This window comes from Nesterenkonia sp. Act20, from assembly GCF_019173455.1.
Classification (GTDB): Bacteria; Actinomycetota; Actinomycetes; order Actinomycetales; family Micrococcaceae; genus Nesterenkonia.
Map to the genome: position 1 here is coordinate 711,931 of NZ_JADPQH010000001.1, position 19,186 is coordinate 731,116.

At 67.3% G+C, this 19,186-nt stretch carries 14 protein-coding genes, 4 tRNA genes and 1 riboswitch; of the genes, 5 read left to right on the plus strand and 13 right to left on the minus strand.

What is annotated here, in order from left to right:
• Window positions 1-27: 27 nt before the first annotated feature.
• The 8 genes from IY716_RS03215 to IY716_RS03255 form a co-directional block, all read right to left on the minus strand.
• A complete protein-coding gene (locus IY716_RS03215; RefSeq protein ID WP_218220164.1) occupies window positions 28-291 on the minus strand; it encodes a phosphoribosyl-ATP diphosphatase in 264 nt (87 codons plus the stop codon).
• Window positions 292-305: 14 nt separating this feature from the next.
• Window positions 306-806, minus strand: coding sequence for a 6,7-dimethyl-8-ribityllumazine synthase (gene ribH / locus IY716_RS03220; RefSeq protein ID WP_218220165.1), 501 nt, complete (start codon window positions 804-806; stop codon window positions 306-308).
• A 139-nt stretch (window positions 807-945) separates the two neighbouring features.
• Window positions 946-3,015, minus strand: a complete 2,070-nt coding sequence (ribB, locus tag IY716_RS13960) for a 3,4-dihydroxy-2-butanone-4-phosphate synthase (protein ID WP_369699572.1) — start codon at window positions 3,013-3,015, stop codon at window positions 946-948.
• Window positions 2,997-4,073, minus strand: coding sequence for a bifunctional diaminohydroxyphosphoribosylaminopyrimidine deaminase/5-amino-6-(5-phosphoribosylamino)uracil reductase RibD (gene ribD / locus IY716_RS03235; RefSeq protein ID WP_218220166.1), 1,077 nt, complete (start codon window positions 4,071-4,073; stop codon window positions 2,997-2,999). Before ribD ends, ribB begins: the two co-directional genes overlap by 19 nt.
• A gap of 113 nt (window positions 4,074-4,186) precedes the next feature.
• A riboswitch (FMN riboswitch) is annotated at window positions 4,187-4,330 on the minus strand.
• A gap of 149 nt (window positions 4,331-4,479) precedes the next feature.
• Window positions 4,480-4,553 (minus strand) — tRNA-Gly (locus tag IY716_RS03240).
• A 52-nt stretch (window positions 4,554-4,605) separates the two neighbouring features.
• A tRNA-Val gene (locus tag IY716_RS03245) sits at window positions 4,606-4,677 on the minus strand.
• Window positions 4,678-4,760: 83 nt separating this feature from the next.
• Window positions 4,761-4,831, minus strand: a tRNA-Cys gene (locus IY716_RS03250).
• Between the two features lie 118 nt (window positions 4,832-4,949).
• Window positions 4,950-5,023 (minus strand) — tRNA-Gly (locus tag IY716_RS03255).
• A gap of 178 nt (window positions 5,024-5,201) precedes the next feature.
• Here IY716_RS03255 and IY716_RS03260 point away from each other — a divergent pair.
• From IY716_RS03260 to rpe, 5 genes are read left to right on the plus strand one after another with little or no spacing between them, the layout of a single operon-like run.
• Window positions 5,202-6,083, plus strand: a complete 882-nt coding sequence (locus IY716_RS03260; RefSeq protein WP_218220167.1) for a PD-(D/E)XK nuclease family protein — start codon at window positions 5,202-5,204, stop codon at window positions 6,081-6,083.
• Complete coding sequence (gene def, locus IY716_RS03265) at window positions 6,080-6,670, plus strand: peptide deformylase (protein ID WP_218220168.1); 591 nt, start codon at window positions 6,080-6,082, stop codon at window positions 6,668-6,670. The genes IY716_RS03260 and def overlap by 4 nt, the downstream gene beginning before the upstream one ends.
• Before the next feature lie 11 nt (window positions 6,671-6,681).
• Window positions 6,682-7,815: a methionyl-tRNA formyltransferase gene (locus IY716_RS03270; protein WP_218220169.1), complete on the plus strand. Its 1,134-nt coding sequence runs from the start codon at window positions 6,682-6,684 to the stop codon at window positions 7,813-7,815.
• Window positions 7,812-9,461 carry an RsmB/NOP family class I SAM-dependent RNA methyltransferase gene (locus IY716_RS03275; protein ID WP_218220170.1) on the plus strand — a complete coding sequence of 550 codons (1,650 nt, stop codon included), beginning with the start codon at window positions 7,812-7,814 and terminating at the stop codon, window positions 9,459-9,461. The genes IY716_RS03270 and IY716_RS03275 overlap by 4 nt, the downstream gene beginning before the upstream one ends.
• Before the next feature lie 19 nt (window positions 9,462-9,480).
• The gene (gene rpe, locus IY716_RS03280; protein ID WP_218220171.1) at window positions 9,481-10,134 is read left to right on the plus strand and encodes a ribulose-phosphate 3-epimerase; all 654 of its coding nucleotides are present in this window, start codon (window positions 9,481-9,483) and stop codon (window positions 10,132-10,134) included.
• 66 nt (window positions 10,135-10,200) lie between these two features.
• Here rpe and IY716_RS13965 read toward each other — a convergent pair whose 3' ends face one another.
• From IY716_RS13965 to IY716_RS03305, 5 genes are all read right to left on the minus strand, one after another.
• Window positions 10,201-13,155: a LuxR family transcriptional regulator gene (locus IY716_RS13965; protein ID WP_218220172.1), complete on the minus strand. Its 2,955-nt coding sequence runs from the start codon at window positions 13,153-13,155 to the stop codon at window positions 10,201-10,203.
• Window positions 13,156-13,449: 294 nt separating this feature from the next.
• A complete protein-coding gene (gene nrdR / locus IY716_RS03290) occupies window positions 13,450-13,953 on the minus strand; it encodes a transcriptional regulator NrdR (RefSeq protein ID WP_192590763.1) in 504 nt (167 codons plus the stop codon).
• Window positions 13,954-14,040: 87 nt separating this feature from the next.
• The gene (gene dnaE, locus IY716_RS03295) at window positions 14,041-17,577 is read right to left on the minus strand and encodes a DNA polymerase III subunit alpha (RefSeq protein ID WP_218220173.1); all 3,537 of its coding nucleotides are present in this window, start codon (window positions 17,575-17,577) and stop codon (window positions 14,041-14,043) included.
• A 2-nt stretch (window positions 17,578-17,579) separates the two neighbouring features.
• Window positions 17,580-18,554, minus strand: a complete 975-nt coding sequence (locus tag IY716_RS03300) for an RluA family pseudouridine synthase (RefSeq protein WP_218220174.1) — start codon at window positions 18,552-18,554, stop codon at window positions 17,580-17,582.
• A complete protein-coding gene (locus tag IY716_RS03305; protein WP_369699573.1) occupies window positions 18,551-19,174 on the minus strand; it encodes a signal peptidase II in 624 nt (207 codons plus the stop codon). Before IY716_RS03305 ends, IY716_RS03300 begins: the two co-directional genes overlap by 4 nt.
• Window positions 19,175-19,186: the final 12 nt, after the last annotated feature.

The window sequence follows — 19,186 nt, forward strand, 5'->3', positions numbered from 1 at the left end:
TTCTTCTCAGCTGATGTCGCGAGGGAATCAGAGGTACTGGTAGACGTCCTCCGGGGAGATCCCCTTGGCGATCATCATGACCTGCAGATGGTAGAGCAGCTGGGAGATCTCCTCGGCGGTCTCGGCCTGGGTCTGGTACTCCGATGCCATCCAGACCTCGGCGGCCTCTTCCACGATCTTCTTTCCGATCTGATGGACGCCGGCGTCGAGGGCTGCGACGGTGCCCGAGCCCTCCGGACGGGTCTCGGCCTTCTGGGCAAGTTCGGCGTACAGCTGATCGAAGGTTTTCACCGCTCCAGGGTATCTCACGAGGCCAGCGCGGCGATCTCCGCCGCCGCTGCGAGAGCCGCATGGGCGGACTCGAACCCCTTGTCCTCCTTGGAGCCTGGCAGACCTGCGCGATCCAGCGCCTGGGCCTCATCGTCGCAGGTGAGCAGTCCGAACCCGACGGGGGTCCCCGAGGTCAGCGCGACCTGGCTCAGCCCATCGGTGGCGGCATTGCAGACATACTCGAAATGCGGGGTGCCACCGCGGATCACGACGCCGAGGGCGACCACGGCGTCGAATCGGGCGGCGGCATGGGAGGCGATCACCGGCAGCTCGAAGGACCCAGGAGCGCGCAGCAGCGTCACCTCCTGGACCCCGACCTGTTCGAAGAAGCGCTGAGCACCGGCGATCAGCCCGTCCATGACCTCCTGGTGCCAGCGTGACGCGACGACGGCGACCCTGAGTCCGTGCTGTGCCGCTGCGCGGGCGAGCGCGTCGAGTTCGTCCTGCTGGATCTGTGGCGTTCCGGTGCCGCTCATCTGCGCGGTCTCCTTTGTCTGGGGTGTGGGCTGTTCTGGGGTGTGGGCTGTTTCTGACGCGTGCGGTGGGTCTGAGCTGGCTGGGGCTGGCTGGGGCTGGCTGGGGCTGGGCTGGCTGGGGCTCAGGTCAAGGACGTGGTCACTGCTCGTGCAGCTGCAGGTGGTCCAGCGTGTGGTTCATCCGGTCGCGCTTGGTCTGCAGGTACCGCAGGTTCGTCTCGTGCACCACGCCGGTGGAGGGGACGAGCTCCACGTCCAGACCGGCTCCGCGCAGCGTGTCGACCTTGACCGGGTTGTTCGTCATCAGCCGGAGCCGACGGATCCCGGCGGAGTGCAGGATCGCGGCCGCCCCGGTGAAGTCGCGCAGCTCGGCGGCAAGGCCCAGCATCTCGTTGGCCTCCACCGTGTCCGCTCCCTGTTCCTGGAGCTTATAGGCGCGCATCTTGTTGGCCAGCCCGATGCCGCGCCCCTCATGGCCGCGCAGGTAGAGCAGATGTCCGCCGTCGCGCTGGATGGACTCCAGCGCCGAGGCGAGCTGGGTGCCGCAGTCGCAGCGCCGGGAACCGAGCACATCACCGGTGACACATTCGGAGTGCATCCGTATCAGCGGACGGGATGCGTCCTCCTTGCCCTCCCCGGGGGCCTGCGCGAGCGCCGAGATGAGCATATGTTCATGGCCGGTCGCGTGCTCGGTCCAGACCTGGGCCGCGAAGACTCCGTGATCGGTGGGCAGCGTGACCACCGGGCCCGGGGTCACAAGCTTCGCGAGCTCGTCGCTGGGGGCCTCCCAGCTGGCCGCCACCGAATCCATCGCGGCGCCGTGGCTCGGGGTCCCCCCGCGGTAGGCGATCAGGTCCGCGATGGAGACGAGCGCGAGCCTGTGTGCGTCGGCGAAGTCGCGCAGCGCGGGCAGGCGCATCATGCGGCCGTCGTCGTGGGTCAGCTCGGCGATCACACCGACCTCGGGCAGGCCAGCGAGCCGGCACAGGTCCACGGCCGCCTCGGTGTGCCCCGGACGACCCAGCACCCCCGCAGGGTCCGCGATGAGCGGAAAAAGGTGACCGGGTCGGCTCAGATCGCCGGCGGTGGTGGCGGAGTCCGCCATGACACGCACGCTGAGCGCGCGATCGGCGGCGCTGATCCCAGTGCTCACTCCCGAGGCGGCATCGGCGCTGATCGTGTACGCGGTGCCCTTGGGATCCTCGTTCTCGGTGACCATCGGCGGCAGCTGCAGGTGCTCCGCCCGCTCGGGCGTCATCGGCACACAGATGACCCCTGAGGTGTAACGGACCGTCATCGCCATGAGCTCCTCCGTGGCGAGTGAGGCCGGGAAGATGATGTCGCCCTCATTCTCGCGATCGGCGTCATCGACGACGACGACGGGTCGCCCCGCCGCGAGCTCGTTGAGGGCGACGTCGATGGGATCAAGCAGCGGGGCCGGAGTCTCCGGCTGGGGAATGCTGGGAACCGGAGAGGACGACCCTGGGCCTGCAGCGTCATCGCTGGCTCCATGAAGGCCGGCCGCTACACCGGCAGCGCCCTCCACCGCAGCGTCCTTGTCCTCAGCTCCCGCTCCGGCGCGGGCGGCGGGGCCGGGGAGGTGATGGCCGAACTGCAGCATGCGCCGGGTGTACTTCGCGAGCACGTCGACCTCGAGATTGACCACTCCGCCGACCGAGAGGTCGCCGAGGGTGGTCTCGGCCAGCGTCGTCGGAATCAGCCCCACCTCGAACCACGGCTGCGCGGACGCTGGGTCCGAGACCGCAGTGACGGTCAGCGACACCCCGTCGACGGCGATCGAGCCCTTCTCCGCGAGATACGGAGCCAGCTCGGCGCTGATCTGGAAGCGGTGCCTGCCGTCCTGCGGGTCCCGCTCCACCAGTTTGCCGAGACCGTCGACATGGCCCTGGACCACGTGGCCGTCCAGGCGGGCGCCGGCGGGCAGGCAGCGCTCAAGGTTGAGCCGATCGCCCACGCCGAGCTTGCCCAGCGCAGTGCGCTTCAGCGTCTCTGGGATCAGCTCCACGCTGATCCGGTCACCGTCGATGTCCACAGCGGAGACGCAGACCCCGTTGACGGCGATCGAGCCGCCGAGGGCCAGACCTTCGGTGTGCCCGGGGGCGGCGAAGCTCAGCCGCTCCACGAACTTGGTGGGTTCGAACCGACGTTCGAGGACCTCTCCCAGACCAGTCACGATTCCGGTGAACATGTGTCTCCTTTCGGCTGCAGGTGCACACAGACATCGGAGTCCATGATCTGCACCGGCCCGCTCTCGGCGGGGTCGAGTGCGAAGCGGGGCGCTTCGCGAAGTGTTCTCACGCCGATGTCACCGATGCTGGCGGTTCCAGCACCTAGCAGAAGCGGGGCGTGGTAGGCGAAGACCTCGTCCACGAGCCCAGCGGCGAAGAAGGCCGAGAGCACGCTCTGGCCACCCTCGACGAGGACGTGCTTGACGGGGTACCCGCCGTGCGTGGTCTGAGCGAGCTCCTGCAGGGCTTCCAACGGATCTCGGGTCCGCAGCTGCACCCAGCCCTCACCCTCGGGGAGTGCCTGGGTCAACTTGCAGCGCTTCGGCACGGGGGTCAGGCCCATGACCACACGGAGCGGCTGACGCTGGGTGAGGTCCCCGGCGGGGGTGCGCGCGGTCAGCCGGGGGTCGTCCACCGCCACGGTGTTGGTGCCCACCAGGATCGCGTCGGCCCGGCTGCGGACCTGATGCGTGTGCTCGCGCGAAGCTTGTGAGGTGATCCATTGGCTGGTTCCGTCGGCGGCCGCGATCCGCGCGTCGAGGGTCTGGGCCAGATGGACCGTGACGAAGGGACGCTGCTGCTCCTGGGCCGTCGTCCACCGGTGATTCAGCGCCTCGCATTCCTCTCTCAACACGGAGGAGACCACCTCGATTCCCGCGCGACTCAGCACCGCCGCTCCCCCGCCGTTGCTCGTCGGGTCCGAGGCGCCGTGGACGAGCCGACCGATGCCCGCGTCGATGATCAGCTGGGTGCAGGCGGGCTGGCGACCCTGATGCCGGCACGGCTCCAGTGAGGTGTACAGCGTCGCAGAGCTGAGGTCAGCGCCGTCTGGGTGAGAGGCGAAGAAGTTCGCGATCGCGTCACGCTCTGCGTGGAAGGTGCCTGCTCCTCGATGGTGGCCCTGAGCGAGCACCTCGCCCTGTGCGGAGACGAGCAGGGCTCCGACCAGCGGATTGGCTCCTCGGACGCCTGAGAGCGCCAGCTCCAAGGCTTGGGTCATCGCTGACTCGTGAAGCAACGGCCGTCTCCTCCCAGCGTGTCGAGGCACTCCGGGAAGGCCGATGCGGTGAGGCGTCGACGCAGTCCGCCTGCGTGAGCTCCGCGCGATGGCGGAGTCCACAGGGCGCGGACTCTCGTGCTTCTCCCATCCAGACTGTGACTGTCGGTACCGGAGTTCCACCGGTTCAACCAAGACCGGAGCAGCTGGGCTGCACCTGACTCGGGTCGCGGACTTTGACCGCCGGTTCGGATTTTCACCGATCCCGGAGCACGAATTGTGTAGCACCAAGTGTGCCACATGCGCCGGCGCGGCCCGTCCGCACCGCAATCTGGGGCAATCAAACGACTGGGCCGGCAACGGCTGGCCGCCGCGGCATACAGGAAGGGCCCGGGACCATGAGGTCCCGGGCCCTTCCTGTGTTCTGAGCGGATGACGAGATTCGAACTCGCGACCCTCACCATGGCAAGGTGATGCTCTAGCCAGCTGAGCTACATCCGCATGAGTTCAGGACCGCCCGCCACCTTCTCGGCGGCAGATTCCCTGTACTCAGTGCGCGATACTGGGATCGAACCAGTGACCTCTTCCGTGTCAGGGAAGCGCGCTACCGCTGCGCTAATCGCGCCCGTATGGACTGTCTCATCCATTCAGACTTATTCAGTTCTCATTGTTCCCAGTCTCCCCGCCCGGTGCTCGAGCGAAGCTGCGAGGTGGGGACGGGAATCGAACCCGCGTTAACGGCTTTGCAGGCCGCTGCCTCGCCACTCGGCCACCCCACCGTAGCCATCCCCGAAACACTACACCGTCCCGGACTGACATCCAGCGACCGGGTCATCGAAGACCTGGCTGCCGTGCAGTGATCCTGCTGATCGTCCAAGGGTTTCCCCAGATCCTGCGAGCGGATGACGAGATTCGAACTCGCGACCCTCACCATGGCAAGGTGATGCTCTAGCCAGCTGAGCTACATCCGCAGTGCCGTCCCGACCACATTTCTGCGGCGTTTCAACGACTTGAAACGATAGCGCAGGTCTCGGCCGCTCGTCCAATCGAGCAGGAACTTCCTCGCAGAACGCCCTTGCACCTCGTCCCGGCGGAGGCGGACGCGGGCGGCAGAACGGCATGTCAGTCCCAGGTGGCAGACTTAGGCCGATGACACAGCCCAGCCTCGCTCACGCCACCGACTATGGCCGCACGTATTCGCGCTCGACCAGCGGCTCCCCTGAGGTGCCGTCGATCACGACGGTGATCTCTCAGGAGCACAAGGACATGACCGGGTGGGCGGGCCATATGGCGACCTCTGAGCTGGTCAACGATCAGCGACTCGCGGCCGCGGTCGGCTCCCCCGCCGAGCTCAAGCGGCTCGCGCGGCAGGCCTCCTCGGCGGCCGAGCGCTTCCGGGACGCCGCGGCAGCTCGTGGAGATCGGGTGCACCATTACGCGGAACAGGTGGCCCTGAGCGCACTGGGGCTGAGCGAGACCACCCGGGCGGCGCGCGCAGCTCTGGAGGAGCACCGGGAGACGCGATTCGCCGACCGCTTCGACGAGTGGTGGACGCTCTACGGCGTGACGCCAGTGGCCGCCGAGGTGACGGTCTGGAATCACACGCTCGGCTACGCCGGCACGCTCGATCTCGTCGCCGAGATCGGTGGGCGCATCTGCATCATCGATTTCAAGACCAAGGGACTCACCCGAGACGGCCGCTCGAAGCCGCTGAATGATTCAGTGGTGATGCAGCTGGTGGCCGGCATGAAGGGTGAGGAGATGCTGGTGGACGCCGCCGCCGGTGAATGGAAGCCCTGGCCCTACGGTGAAGATCCGATCCTGCTCGGTGTGGCGATCTCCGAGTCGGAGGTCGTCGCTGCACAGGCGAACCCCGCCCTGCTGAAGGCTCACTGGTTCAAGTTCTGCGCGCTTCGTCAGGTCTGGGAACACAGCCGAACCACTGCCAGCGCCGGGCCCGCACTGCGGCCCATCGCGCCGCCGCCGGTGCGGAATCCTGAGAGCCCGGACAATGAAAGAATGACTCCATGACTGTCCTGACCATCCGCATGATCGGCGACCCGGTGCTGCGCACACCGGCGGCCGCCGTGGCCTCGATCGATGACACCGTCCGTGAGCTCATCGCGAACATGTTCGAGACCATGGACGCGGTATCAGGCATCGGCCTGGCGGCTCCACAGATCGGCGTGGGACGGCGGATCTTCACCTACGACGTGAGCGGTCAGCGCGGGGCCGTGATCAATCCGCAGCTGCAGCTGCTCGGCGAGCGCACCTTCACCCCGCGCGAGCCCGAAGCAGGTCCGGCGGCGGGTGAGAACCTGCTGCGCGAGGGCTGCCTCTCGGTGGCCGAGATCTACTCCCCTGTAGCCCGCGCCCAGCGCGTGCTGCTCAGCGGCATCGATCAACACGGCAGTGACATCGAGGCTGACGCGACCGGGCTGCTTGCGGCCTGCTTCCAGCATGAGGTGGACCACCTGGACGGACGCCTGTTCGTCGACCGGCTCACCGGGGCGGAGAAGAGCGCCGCCGCCCGCGCGCTGCGATCCCGGGAGTACGGCCAGGCCCTGGATCAGGCGCAGGTCACCCGGCGCACCAGCAGCAGCTTCTTCGCCTCCTGAAAGGCCTCACCATGCAGCAGTTCACCGCAGACTCGCTCGCCGCGGCGAGTGCGGCGTCCGACGGCCCCGGGCGGGGTCGAGTCCTCTTCGCGGGCACCCCGGAGATCGCCGCCACCTGCCTGCGCCGGCTGCTGAGCCACGGTGCAGACATCGTCGCCGTGCTGACCAGGCCAGATGCGCCCGTCGGACGTAGACGCCGGCTGACCCCCTCCCCCGTCGCTCAGGCTGCCGAAGCCGCCGGCATACCCGTCATCAAGGCCGCCTCCATAGACTCTTCGGTGACCGCCGAGCTCACGACGGCAGAAGCCGATCTGGGCGTCGTCGTCGCCTACGGCGCGCTGCTGCCCGAAGCGGCGCTGAAGGTGCCGGCGCGCGGCTGGGTCAATCTGCACTATTCCCAGCTCCCGGCCTACCGCGGAGCCGCCCCGGTGCCCCATGCCCTCCTGGCCGGGGAACGCACCACGGCGGCCACGGTGTTCCAACTCGAACGCGGAATGGACACCGGCCCGGTCCACGGGCTGTGCAGCTACGAGATCCGCGAGGCCACCTCCGCCGGGACGGTGCTCGAGGACCTGACGAACCTCGGAGCCTCGCTGCTCACCGTGCTGCTGCCCAGTCTGCTCACCGGCACCTCGACACCGCAGGCGCAGCGGGGCACACCCAGCTTCGCGCCCAAGCTCACCCGCGAGGACGCCTTCATCGATCCTTCTCGCCCAGCGGCGGAGCTGGTGAAGCGGATCAACGCCACGATCCCCGAACCGGGAGCCTGGACGTTGAACGGAGATCAGCGGATCAAGCTCGGCGTGGCCAGGCTGCACCGGACGCCCTCCGATCCCGACGCTGCGCAGCGCCTGGAGGCGGCACTGGCCGAGACCGCAACGGGACAGGTCCTGAGCCTGCCGAGCACGGAGGACTCAGAGAGCATGAGTCCCCTCGCCGGCAACCACACGTCGGCGAGTCGCGAGGCAGGGAGCGTGATCGCGTTCCGGGCAGGTGACGGGGAGGCGGTTGTGCTCTCCGGCGTGCAGCCGGCGGGCAAGACCATGATCAACGCCGTCGACTGGTACCGCGGCCTGCAGTCGCAGGTGCGACTCGGCGGAACCGAGCAGACCACATCCACCCCCACGGAAGAGCACCACGCATGAGTCACAGCGGCCCGTCCCAAGACCCGCAGCGCAGTCGCAGAAACGAGAAGGGGCGCGAACGAAACCGCGGTGGTGCTCGGTCGGACAAGTCGAGCGCGGCCCGCGGCTTCAGCGCCACAGCCCCCGGGCAGCGGAAGCGCCGAGCCGATCCCGCGAGACTCACCGCGTTCACGGTGCTGCGCGCGGTCAGCCGGGATGACGCCTATGCCAACCTGACGCTTCCCGCTGAGATCCGACGACAGCGCCTGGACAAGCGAGACGCCGCCTTCGCGACCGAGCTGACCTACGGCACGCTGCGCGGCACGGGCACCTATGACGCCATCCTCAGCGCCTGCGTGGATCGTCCGCTGGCACAGCTCGATGCACCCGTGCTCGACGCCCTGCGCCTCGGCGCGCACCAGCTGCTGAACATGCGCGTCGAGACACACGCCGCGGTGGACGAGACCGTCGCCCTGGTGCGCAGCGAGATCGGCGCCGGTCCCAGCGGTCTGGTCAACGCAGTGCTTCGCAAGGTCAGCGCCGCCTCGCTGGACGAATGGGCCGAGCGTCTCGCCGTGGACGGCAAGCTCAGCGGCGACGACGCGCTCGCACTCAAGCATGCGCATCCGGCCTGGGTGGTCCGGGCGATGCGGCAGTCACTGCGACTCCATGGTCGGGGCGAAGAGCTCGAAGACCTGCTGCGAGCCGATAATGACGCCCCCGAGGTCCACCTCGTGGAGCTTCCCGGTGTGACGGAGGAGCCTGGGCAGCATCTGCGCAGTGCGACTGAAGCAGGGGCGACGGTCTCCCCGCTGCTGCCTGGAGCAGCAGTCTTCCGCGGGGGAGACATCGGCCGTCTCCCCGGGGCCCGCGAGGGTCAGCTTCGAGTCCAAGACATCGGGTCCCAATGGGTCACTCGAGCACTCGCCGCTGCCGAGCTTCCTGGCCTCGCGGACCTCTCGGCTGACGCTGCGCCTCACCTGGAAGCGAATCAGGAGCTGGGTGAATTCGACAGGCCTGCTGCCGAGCGCTGGCTGGACCTCTGTGCAGGACCCGGTGGCAAAGCGGCCCTGCTCGCCGCGCTGGCCGCCGAACGCGGAGCCACGGTGCTCGCCAACGAGCCGGCCGCGCACCGCGCGAAGCTGGTCTCCGGCGCCCTGGCTGCGGTGGCGCCGGAAGCCTGGGCCGTGCGCACCGGAGATGGCCGGACCATCGGCGAGGAGGCCGGTGCCGACGGCTTTCAGCGGATCCTGGTGGATGCACCGTGCACCGGTCTCGGCGCGCTGCGGCGCCGGCCCGAAGCCCGCTGGCGCCGGACTCCAGGGGACCTCTCGAGCCTGACCGCCCTGCAGCTGGAGCTCCTCGACGCCGCCGCCGGAGCGCTGGCACCGGGTGGCCTGTTGGCCTATGTGACCTGCTCTCCGCATGCCGCGGAGACGGTCATCCAGGTCGATGACCTGCTGCGTCGCCATCCGGAGCTCGAGCTGCTCGATGCCCGTGAGCCGATGCGCGCCGCGGCGCTGGAGGCCGGCGTGGAGCTGATGGACGGACCCGGTGCGCAGCACGGCACGGGGACTGTGCAGCGCTGCGTGCAGCTCTGGCCCCACGTCCACGGGACCGACGCGATGTTCTTCGCGCTGCTCCGGCGAGGCGTGCAGGCGAGCTGAAGACCGGTAGGATCGCCCCGTGAGCCGCACCTGCATCCACCCCAGCATCCTCAACGCCGACTTCGCGAACCTCCAGCGCGAGCTGGGCCGCATCACCACTGCCGACGCCGTCCATGTGGACGTGATGGACAACCACTTCGTGCCGAATCTGACGATCGGACTACCCGTGGTGAAGTCTCTGCGGGCCGCCACCGAGCTGCCGCTGGACGTGCATCTGATGATCGAGGATCCTGACACCTGGGCCCCGCAGTACGCCGAGATGGGCTGTGAATCCGTGACCTTCCACGCCGAGGCGGCGAAGGCCCCGATCCGGCTCGCGCGGGAACTTCGCGCCCAGGGCGCACGGTCGGCCATGGCGCTGAAGCCGGCCACCCCCGTCGAGCCCTACCTGGACATGCTCGGGGAACTCGACATGCTGCTGCTGATGACGGTGGAGCCGGGGTTCGGCGGCCAGAGCTTCCTCGACCTGATCCTGCCCAAGATCCGCCGCGCGCGGGCCGCCATCGATGACCTTGGCGGAGAGATCGCGCTGCAGGTGGACGGTGGAATCAGTGCGGAGACCATCACCCGGGCGGCAGAGGCCGGGGCCGACACCTTTGTGGCCGGCTCCGCCGTGTACTCGGCGGCGGACCCAGAGGCTGCGATCGCCGAGCTCCGCACACTGGCGGGCTGAGCTGAGACGCGGACCGAGCTGAGCGAGGTTCTGGTCCTCGCCTCCGCCCGGACGTGGCCGGCCGGCTCAGAGCGACCGGACGAGCCTGCGGATCTCCCGCCGCGAATGCAGCTGCAGCTTGGTCATGGCGTTGGCCACGTGATACTCCACGGTCCGCACCGAGAGGACGAGCTGCTCAGCCACCTCGCGGTTCGTGCTGCCCTCCGAGACCAGCAGCGTCACCTGGCGCTCACGGCGGGACAGGCTGCGCAGTGCCTGCTCCACTTCGGCCCCGAGCTCGGGCTCGGCTCGCGCCGGCACTGCGGCCTCGGTGACCTGGGGCTTCGACGTGTGCTGCGACCCCAGCAGCGCGGCCGCGTGGGATCGGGCGGCCGGATGGTCGTTGAGAAGGTGCGGCCGCAAGGTCTCCATCAGCTGATTCGCCCGCTCCAGATGGGTATCGGCGCCGCAGGCCTGCAGCACCGAAGCTGACCAGACGGCGAGCTCCAGTGCAGTGGCCCGGTGCCGCGCGAGTTCGACCGGATAGCCGGAGACCAGCGCGCCGATGTCGAGCCCGAGCATCGCTCGGAAGATCCGGAACCCACCGCCCTCCCCGGGCGGCTGTGTGGGACGGATCGATGCGCTGCTGTCATAGCCGCGGAGCACCTGCAGCAGGCTCTCCATGGCCTCCTCCGGAGCACCAGCTGACCAGCGTTCGAAACCCCTCAGGTACGGGGTGGTGAGGTGCTGCTGGAAATCCAGGAGGGAACTGCCGCTCTCGGCACCACGCAGCAGGGCAGGAAGCATGGCGGCCCAGCCGCTCAGATGCAGCGCTCGCGCAAGCATGCTCATCGCCTGGGGCTCCATCGCCCACCAGGCGGTCCTGTCGTCGCGCATGCTCAGGAGGTTTCGAGCGACCCCGCGGAAGTCGTTCTGCGAGGCTGCCAGACAGGCCTCCACCCAATCGATGGTGCCCGCGGCGAGCGGGCCATGGGCATGCTCGCTCTCATGCAGACGTTCCAGGCTCGCGCGGACCTTCTCCACCTCTCCACGGGCGGCAGGCACGACCAGCGAGACCGCGTAGGCCACGTGAGAGACCGCGTCCTCCCGGCGGACGAGCGCAGCTCCGGCGGCCCGCTCGGCCATCTTGGCCGCCTCATCCCAGTACCCGGAGCTGAACAGCAGCAGGGCCAGCTGGGTGCGCGCATACATCACATAGCTGCTCGAGCCTTCCTGCGCGGCCGCCAGGGAGAGATCGTGATAGGCGTCGGCCATCGAGCCCTGCTGGCGAAGCAGCGAGCCCCGGACGGAGTACAGGGCGGCCTCGAAGCGTTCGACTGCAGGCTCGCCCCGCAATTCGGCCAGCCGCTCGGAGACGCACCGGATCATCGCGTCGATGTTCTGTGGCTGCTCTGCGGAGAGCTGGATCCACAGCGTGTTCAGCGTCTTGAGCCCGAGCAGATGGCTGCGGTCCCAGATATATCCGACCAGATCGAGCCCGTCCGGCCTCTCCAGCACCGCCTGCAGGCAGGCAGAGACGTCGTGGGCGAGCGTGGCGCCCCGGCTGCGCAGGGATTCTGAGAGCAGCCGTGCGCTCACCTCGATCACGGCCTCCGCGTAGATGGGCAGCCCCGGGTCCTGCTCGGGCCGGTGGGATTCGAGTTCGAAGAGCGCCGCCTCCGTGTCCGACTGCTCCAACATCAGCAGGGCCAGGATTCCGGCCCGGCAGGTTGAGGGGGGCAACGCCCGCATGGAGGGCTCAAGCTCCTGCAGAGCACTGACACTGTCGGTGCGCACCGCGAGGCCGGCGAGCAGACACAAGGACTCCACATCGTCGAGATTCGTGGAGACCGCCGCCATCAGGTGGTCGAAGGCATCCCGGAAATCGTGTCGCTTCGCCGCGTGCCGAGCGTGGGCCTGCAGCTCTGCGATCACCTGAGCCCCGTCCGCGAGGCTGGGGTCCAGCCGAATCGCCTCCGCCAGGTGGCGGACGGAGCCCTCCCCCCGAAGGACCTCGGCAAGAGATACGAGGAGTCCCGCTCGATCCACCTCCGAGGTGCCGCTGAGCACGGCGCGGCTGAGCGAGCGCCTGCTCACGGCATACCGGCCGGTCAGCTCCTCCCAAGAGAGCAGCGAGGTGCTCAACAGCGCGGCCGGGTCCACGGGGGTCGAGAGCGCCGCCTCGATCTGGCCCCGGCTCAGCGAACCGTCAGCGGCCGCCAGCAGCTCGACCGCCCGCCGATCGCTGTCCTGCAGCCAGTTCATCCGGGTGAGCACATCGCGATGCATCCCGCTGTAGTCGGCAGACTTCACGGTGTGCACCAGCGCCTGGTCGATGCTGCGCGAACCCACCGGGGTCCGCCGAAGCCACAGCCCCACCTGCTCCACCAGACCCGGGTAGCCGTCCGTCTCCTCCATGACCCGGGCGGCGACGGCGTCGGAGATGGGCAGCATGGAATAGGCCTCAAGAAGATCCGAGACATCGCGCAGTCCCAACGGCTGCAGCGAGATATAGGTGCCGCGGGGACTGGCCTGGGCGAGCCGGATCAGCCGCTGCACCTCTGGACGCACGGAGGCCTGGGTGCTCAGCACCACCAGTACGGGTCCGTTCTGGAAGAGGCTGAGCGCCCGCCAGAGCGCGTCAGCAGAGACTTCGTCGACCAGGTGCAGGTTCTGCACGCTGAGCAGGTACGGCCGTTGCAGCGATGGGGCGGCGTCGAAGCCCGCGGCGAGGAGATCCTCGACCTCGCCGTGCCCTGCGCCCGCGAAACCGGAGCGTCTCGCAGCTCCGGAGAGGTCTGCGCCGAGGAGGTGCTGGATCGCAGATCCCGGCTGAGCCATGAAGGACTCATCGAGCAGGATCGTGCGCTCGTTCCATTCCGGGTAGCTCTCCATGGCACGGTGCAGCAGACGGGTCTTGCCTGAGCCGGTCAGACCCTCGACCAGGACGAACTGGGCCTTGCCGCTTCGCGCTCGATCAGCAGCCCGCTGGATCAACGCGATCTCCTCGCGTCTGCCCACGAAAGGGTCACTGCGGTGCACCGCGGGCTCCTTGGTCGAGAGATCAGTTGGTGAAGACTATACCGGCCCCGTATCTTCTACTGGGTTTATCCGGCTGGGCTACTGGGTTCCGCCTGTTCTGCGCAGCGCAGGGACGCACGGGGCGTCTAATGGTAGGGCCTTCTCGGAGGCGCAGGTGGTCCGGAGAGAAACTCAGGGGGTTCTCTCCGGACCATCAGTGCATCTGGCTGGAGAAGTCCCCGACGGTGAAGACGAGAAAACCGGCGGTGCTCTCAACCTTCCCCAGAAGAGAGCACCGCCGGTACGTCCATGAGTCTAGCGGAATCCGAACCTTGGCTGGACAACGGTTGCACCTGAACTTGAAGGTCCGTGGAGTTCCTCCCGGCGCAGCTCCGCGATCGCGTTCTCAAAGTCCAGCAGGGACTCGAACCCGCGGTAGACCGAGGCGAAGCGCATATAGGCCACGACGTCGAGCCGGCGCAGGGGTCCGAGGATCGCGAGGCCCACATCGTTGGCGTCGACCTCGGCGTTGCCAGCGGCGCGGATCGTCTCCTCCACCTCCTGGGCGAGCACTGCGAGATCATCATTGGACACGGGACGACCCTGGCATGCCTTGCGCACCCCGTTGATGACCTTCGAGCGGTCGAACGGCTCCGCGGCACCCGATCGTTTGATCACATTGAGGCTGGTGGTCTCCATGGTGGTGAAGCGCTTGGAGCACTGCGGACACTGACGACGACGGCGGATGCCGGAGCCATCGTCCAACATGCGTGAATCGACGACCCGGGAGGAGTCATGGCGGCAGTAGGGGCAGTACATGGGGCAAGTCTACCGACCACATATAGTGTGCTTCAAATCATCCACCACAAGATGTTGTGGCTACGGCCTTCTCCTGCGCCTCACGGCTCACAGCTCGAGGCATCCCGGTCCGAGCAGGACCTTCAGATCACCGAACAATGCCGGTGAGGGGCTCACCTGATACTCGTGGCCCAGCCTCATGACCTCGATGCGGTCTCCGGAGAGCAGCCGGACGTGGACGTCGCTGGTGCCGCGATGGGCCCTGAGCGTCCTGCCCAGCTCGGTGACCAGGCGTTCCGAGGCACGCTGCGCGGAGACTGAGACGACGACGGGACCGGCGTTGCCGTCCTCGTTGATCTCCGGCACGACGACGTCCATCGCCTTGAGCGTGACGCTGCCGTCCTCGCGACGATCGATCTGCCCCTTCACCGAGACGACCAGGTCTTCGGCCAGGATCATCGACACCGCCTGATAGGTCTTGCCGAAGAACATCACCTCGATGGTGCCCGCCATGTCCTCGATCTCGGCCCTGGCATAGGGGTTGCCCGAGGACTTGGCGACGCGCCGCTGCAACGAGGTAATCATTCCGGCGATGGTGATCCCGGCGCCGTCGGCCGGCCCGTCCTCCCCCATCACCGAGCTGATCGAGCGGTCGGCGTGGTGGGCGAGCACCCGCTCGAGTCCCTGCAGCGGGTGGTCCGAGACGTAGAGCCCGAGCATCTCGCGCTCAAAGGAGAGCTTGTCCATCTTCTCCCATTCGGGCAGGTCAGGAACGCTGACCGAGAGGGAATCCCCCAGCTCCATATCCGCGCTGCCGAAGAGGTCCGTCTCGTAGGCCTGCGAACCCTTCTTCTCCGAGATCGCCTGGTCGATGGCCTGTTCGTGGATGGTCACGAGGGCCCGACGGGTATGACCCAGCTCGTCGAATCCCCCGGCCTTGATCAGCGATTCGATGGTGCGCTTATTGCACACCTGCATCGGGACCTTCTTGAGGAAGTCGGCGAACGTCTCGTAGGGGCCCTTCTCCTCACGCGCCGAAACCATGCCGGCGACCACGTTGGAGCCCACATTGCGCACCGCGCCCATGCCGAAACGGATCGTGTCGTCGCCCACCGGGGTGAAGGTCAGCGCGGATTCGTTGATGCTCGGGGAGGTGACGGTGACGCCCATGCGGCGGCACTCGGAGAGGTAGAGCGCGAGCTTGTCGCGGTTCTCACCCACCGAGGTGAGCAGGGCCGCCAGGTACTCGGCCGGATAGTTGGCCTTGAGGTAGGCGGTCCAGTACGCGATGAGTCCGTAGGCGGCGGTGTGCGCCTTGTTGAAGGCGTAGTCGGAGAAGGGCAGCAGCACGTCCCAGAGCGCCTTGATCGCCGCCGCGGAGTATCCGTGCTCCTCCATGCCGGAGGAGAAGTTCACATACTGCTTGTCCAGCTCGGACTTCTTCTTCTTGCCCATGGCGCGGCGCAGGATGTCGGCCTGGCCCAGCGAGTAGCCGGCCACCTTCTGCGCGATCGCCATCACCTGCTCCTGGTAGACGATCAGCCCGTGCGTGGTGCCCAGGATCTCGCGCAGCGGCTCCTCCAGCTCCGGGTGGATCGGACTGACGTCCTGGTGCCCGTTCTTGCGCAGCGCATAGTTGGTGTGTGAGTTCGCGCCCATGGGTCCTGGGCGGTACAGCGCCAGGGCTGCGGAGATGTCTTCGAAGTTGTCCGGGCGCATCAATCGCAGCAGCGAGCGCATGCCGCCGCCGTCGAGCTGGAAGACGCCCAACGTGTCGCCTCGGGCGAGCAGGTCGTACGCGGCGCGGTCGGTCAGCTCGAGGTTCTCCAGGTCGAGCTCGATGCCCTTGTTGAGCTGGATGTTCTCCAGACAGTCGGAGATGATCGTGAGGTTGCGCAGACCCAGGAAGTCCATCTTGATCAGACCCAGGTTTTCGCAGATCGGGTAGTCGAACTGCGTGATGATCGCGCCGTCCTGCTCGCGCTTCATGATCGGGATGATGTCGATCAGCGGATCGCTGGACATGATCACGCCCGCCGCGTGCACACCCCACTGGCGCTTGAGGCCCTCAAGTCCGGAGGCGAGGTCGAAGATCTCCTTCATCCGCGGGTCCGAGTCGAGGAACTCGCGCATCTCGGAAGCTTCGGAGTAGCGAGGCGACTTCGATTCGTAGATGTCGCCCAGCGGCATCGGCTTGCCCATGGCATCAGGCGGCATCTTCTTGGTCAGCTGATCGCCGGTGGAGAAGGGCTCCCCCATGACGCGGGCAGAGTCCTTCAGCGCCTGCTTGGACTTGATCGTGCCGTAGGTGACGATCATGGCCACGCGTTCGTCGCCGTACTTGTTCACCACGTACTGGATGACCTCGGAGCGGCGACGGTCATCGAAGTCGACGTCGAAGTCGGGCATGGAGACGCGGTCGGGGTTCAGGAAGCGCTCGAAGATCAGGCCGTGCTGCAGCGGGTTGAGGTCGGTGATGCGCATCGCGAAGGCGACCATGGAACCCGGGCCCGAGCCGCGTCCGGGACCCACTCGGATGCCCTGCTCCTTGGCCCAGGTGATGAAGTCGGCCACGACCAGGAAGTAGCCCGGGAAGCCCATCTGGGTGATGACACCGATCTCGTACTCGGCCTGCCTGCGGACCTCGTCGGGGATGCCGTTCGGGAACCGGTAGTGCAGGCCCCTCTCGACCTCCTGGACGAACCAGGACTCCTCAGACTCGCCATCAGGCACCGGGAATCGGGGCATATAGGAGGCCGACTCGTTGAACTCCACCTGGCAGCGCTCGGCGATGGCCAGGGTGTTGTCGCAGGCCTCGGGGAAGTCGCGGAAGAGATCACGCATCTCCGCGGCGGACTTGAGGTAGAACTCCTCGGAGCCGAACTTGAACCGGTTCGGGTCATCCAGGGTGGAGTTGGACTGCACACACAGCAGCGCGCCGTGGGCCTTGTGATCATGCTGGTGCGTGTAGTGCAGGTCATTGGTCGCGACCATGGGCATGTTCAGCTCGCGGGCGAGCTTGATCAGGTCCTGTTTGACCTTCCGCTCGATGTCCAGCCCATGGTCCATGAGCTCGCAGTAGAAGTTCTCCCGCCCGAAGAGGTCCTGGTACTCCCCGGCGGCCTTCTTCGCCTCCTCGTACTGACCCAGGTGCAGCCGGGTCTGGATCTCCCCGGAGGGGCAGCCGGTGGTGGCGATGATCCCTTTGCCGTAGGTCTGCAGCAGTTCGCGGTCCATGCGCGGCTTATAGAAGTAGCCCTCCAGGGAGGCCTTCGAGCCCATCCGGAAGAGGTTGTGCATTCCGGTGGTGTTCTCCGCCCACATGGTCATATGCGTGTAAGCGCCTCCGCCGGAGACGTCCTTCTCTCCGATGACCCCGTCGCCCCATTTCACGCGGGTGCGGTTCGAGCGGTGCGTGCCGGGAGACAGATAGGCCTCCAGCCCGATGATCGGCTTCACGTCGTAGTTCTGTGCGGTCTTCCAGAACTCGTAGGCGCCGAAGAGGAACCCATGATCGGTGGTGGCTACGGCGGGCATGCCGAGGTTCTGGGTCTGTTCGAAGAGCTCACCGATCTTCGCGGCCCCGTCGAGCATCGAGTATTCGGTGTGATTGTGCAGGTGGACGAAGTCGCCAGTGGCAGCCATGGTCAGCCGTTCTCCAAGAGTGTGAGGGCCTGGGCAAGGTCAGCGGGATAGTCAGAGCGGTAGCTGACCCATTCTCCGGTTCCGGGGTGGTGGAAGCCGAGCTCCACCGCGTGCAGCCATTGCCGGGTGAGACCCAGTTCGGCGGCCAGCTGCGGGTCGGCTCCGTAGGTGAGGTCTCCCGCACAGGGGTGCGCCAGGGCGGAGAAATGGACGCGGATCTGATGGGTGCGTCCGGTCTCCAGGGTGACGTCGAGCAGGCTCGCGCGCCCGTACGCCTCGATGAGCTTGTAATGGGTGCGGGACTCCCGCCCTCCCTCGAGCACGGCGAAACGCCAGTCATGGCCCGGGTGGCGACCGATGGGGGCATCGATGGTCCCGTCCACCGGATCGGGCAGCCCCTGGACCAGCGCGTGGTAGGTCTTCTTCGTGCTGCGCTGTCGGAAGGCATCCTTGAGCATGGTGTAGGCGCGTTCCGTCTTGGCCACGACCATCACCCCGGAGGTGCCGACGTCGAGCCGGTGAACGATCCCTCTGCGCTCCTGCGCTCCGGAGGTGGAGATCTCCACCCCTGCGGCCAGCAGACCACCGATCACGGTCGGGCCTGTCCACCCAGGCGAAGGGTGCGCCGCCACACCGACGGGCTTGTCCACGACGACGACGTCGTCGTCCTCGTGCAGCAGGAACATATTCTCCACGGCTTCGATCCTCACCTCCAGGGGGTCGTGCGACTCGGGCACCAGCACGCTGAGCAGGGCTCCGGCCTGAAGCCTGTCCGACTTCTTCACGGCTCGGCCTGCGGCTCGACCCTGGGTCCGGTCCTGCGCCCAGGTGACCAGCCCGTCCTTGAGCCACTGGGTGGTCTCCGTGCGGGAGACCTCGAAGAGGCTGGCAAGCACCGCGTCGGCGCGCGAACCGTCCAGTGCCTCGGGCACGTCGACCTGCTGGGCGGTCTGCGCGGAGCTCTCCTGCGCGGTCATGCCTGCTTCTCTTCTGGAGCTTCGGGATCGGTGGGCGTCCCTTCAGCCGTTCGCTTGCTGCTCTGCTCGCGAGTGCCGTCGAGGTTCAGCCCGAAGAGCAGCATCGCGCAGATGCCGATGATCGAACACACGATGAACGAGTCGGCGATGTTGAAGATCGCGAAGTTGGGGACGGCGATGAAGTCCACCACGTGTCCCTGTCCGAAGCTGGCGACTCCCTCGCCGCCCAGCGAAGGATCCCGGAAGATCCGGTCCGTCAGATTTCCGGCCACTCCCCCGGCCAGTCCGCCGAGTCCCAGCGCCCAGAGCCAGGAGCCGCCGAGGGCGCGGCTCTTGACGACGACGTATCCCAGCACCAGACACATGATCAGGGTGAAGATCCACGTGTGGTCGGTGCCCATGGAGAAGGCGGCGCCGGGGTTGAGGTGATATCGCCAGAAGAGCACGGGAGGAAGGACCTCGGTCTGCTCCCCCAGCGTCATCGTGGATTCGACCCAGATCTTCGTTAACTGATCAACGGCCCAGGCGAACACTGCCAGTGCCGCTGCCACCAGGATGGCAGTTCGGCGTGACGGGGTTTGCGTGGACCGCTGATGGACGGGAGCAGGCTGTTCAGACACCGTTGGATTCTA

Excerpts from the sequence above, each read along its gene's own strand:
- ribH (WP_218220165.1), bottom strand. The coding sequence starts at position 806 with ATGAGCGGCACCGGAACGCCACAGATCCAGCAGGACGAACTCGACGCG.
- ribB (WP_369699572.1), bottom strand. The coding sequence starts at position 3,015 with ATGTTCACCGGAATCGTGACTGGTCTGGGAGAGGTCCTCGAACGTCGG.
- IY716_RS03260 (WP_218220167.1), top strand. The coding sequence starts at position 5,202 with ATGACACAGCCCAGCCTCGCTCACGCCACCGACTATGGCCGCACGTAT.
- def (WP_218220168.1), top strand. The coding sequence starts at position 6,080 with ATGACTGTCCTGACCATCCGCATGATCGGCGACCCGGTGCTGCGCACA.
- IY716_RS03270 (WP_218220169.1), top strand. The coding sequence starts at position 6,682 with ATGCAGCAGTTCACCGCAGACTCGCTCGCCGCGGCGAGTGCGGCGTCC.
- IY716_RS03275 (WP_218220170.1), top strand. The coding sequence starts at position 7,812 with ATGAGTCACAGCGGCCCGTCCCAAGACCCGCAGCGCAGTCGCAGAAAC.
- nrdR (WP_192590763.1), bottom strand. The coding sequence starts at position 13,953 with ATGTACTGCCCCTACTGCCGCCATGACTCCTCCCGGGTCGTCGATTCA.
- dnaE (WP_218220173.1), bottom strand. The coding sequence starts at position 17,577 with ATGGCTGCCACTGGCGACTTCGTCCACCTGCACAATCACACCGAATAC.
- IY716_RS03300 (WP_218220174.1), bottom strand. The coding sequence starts at position 18,554 with ATGACCGCGCAGGAGAGCTCCGCGCAGACCGCCCAGCAGGTCGACGTG.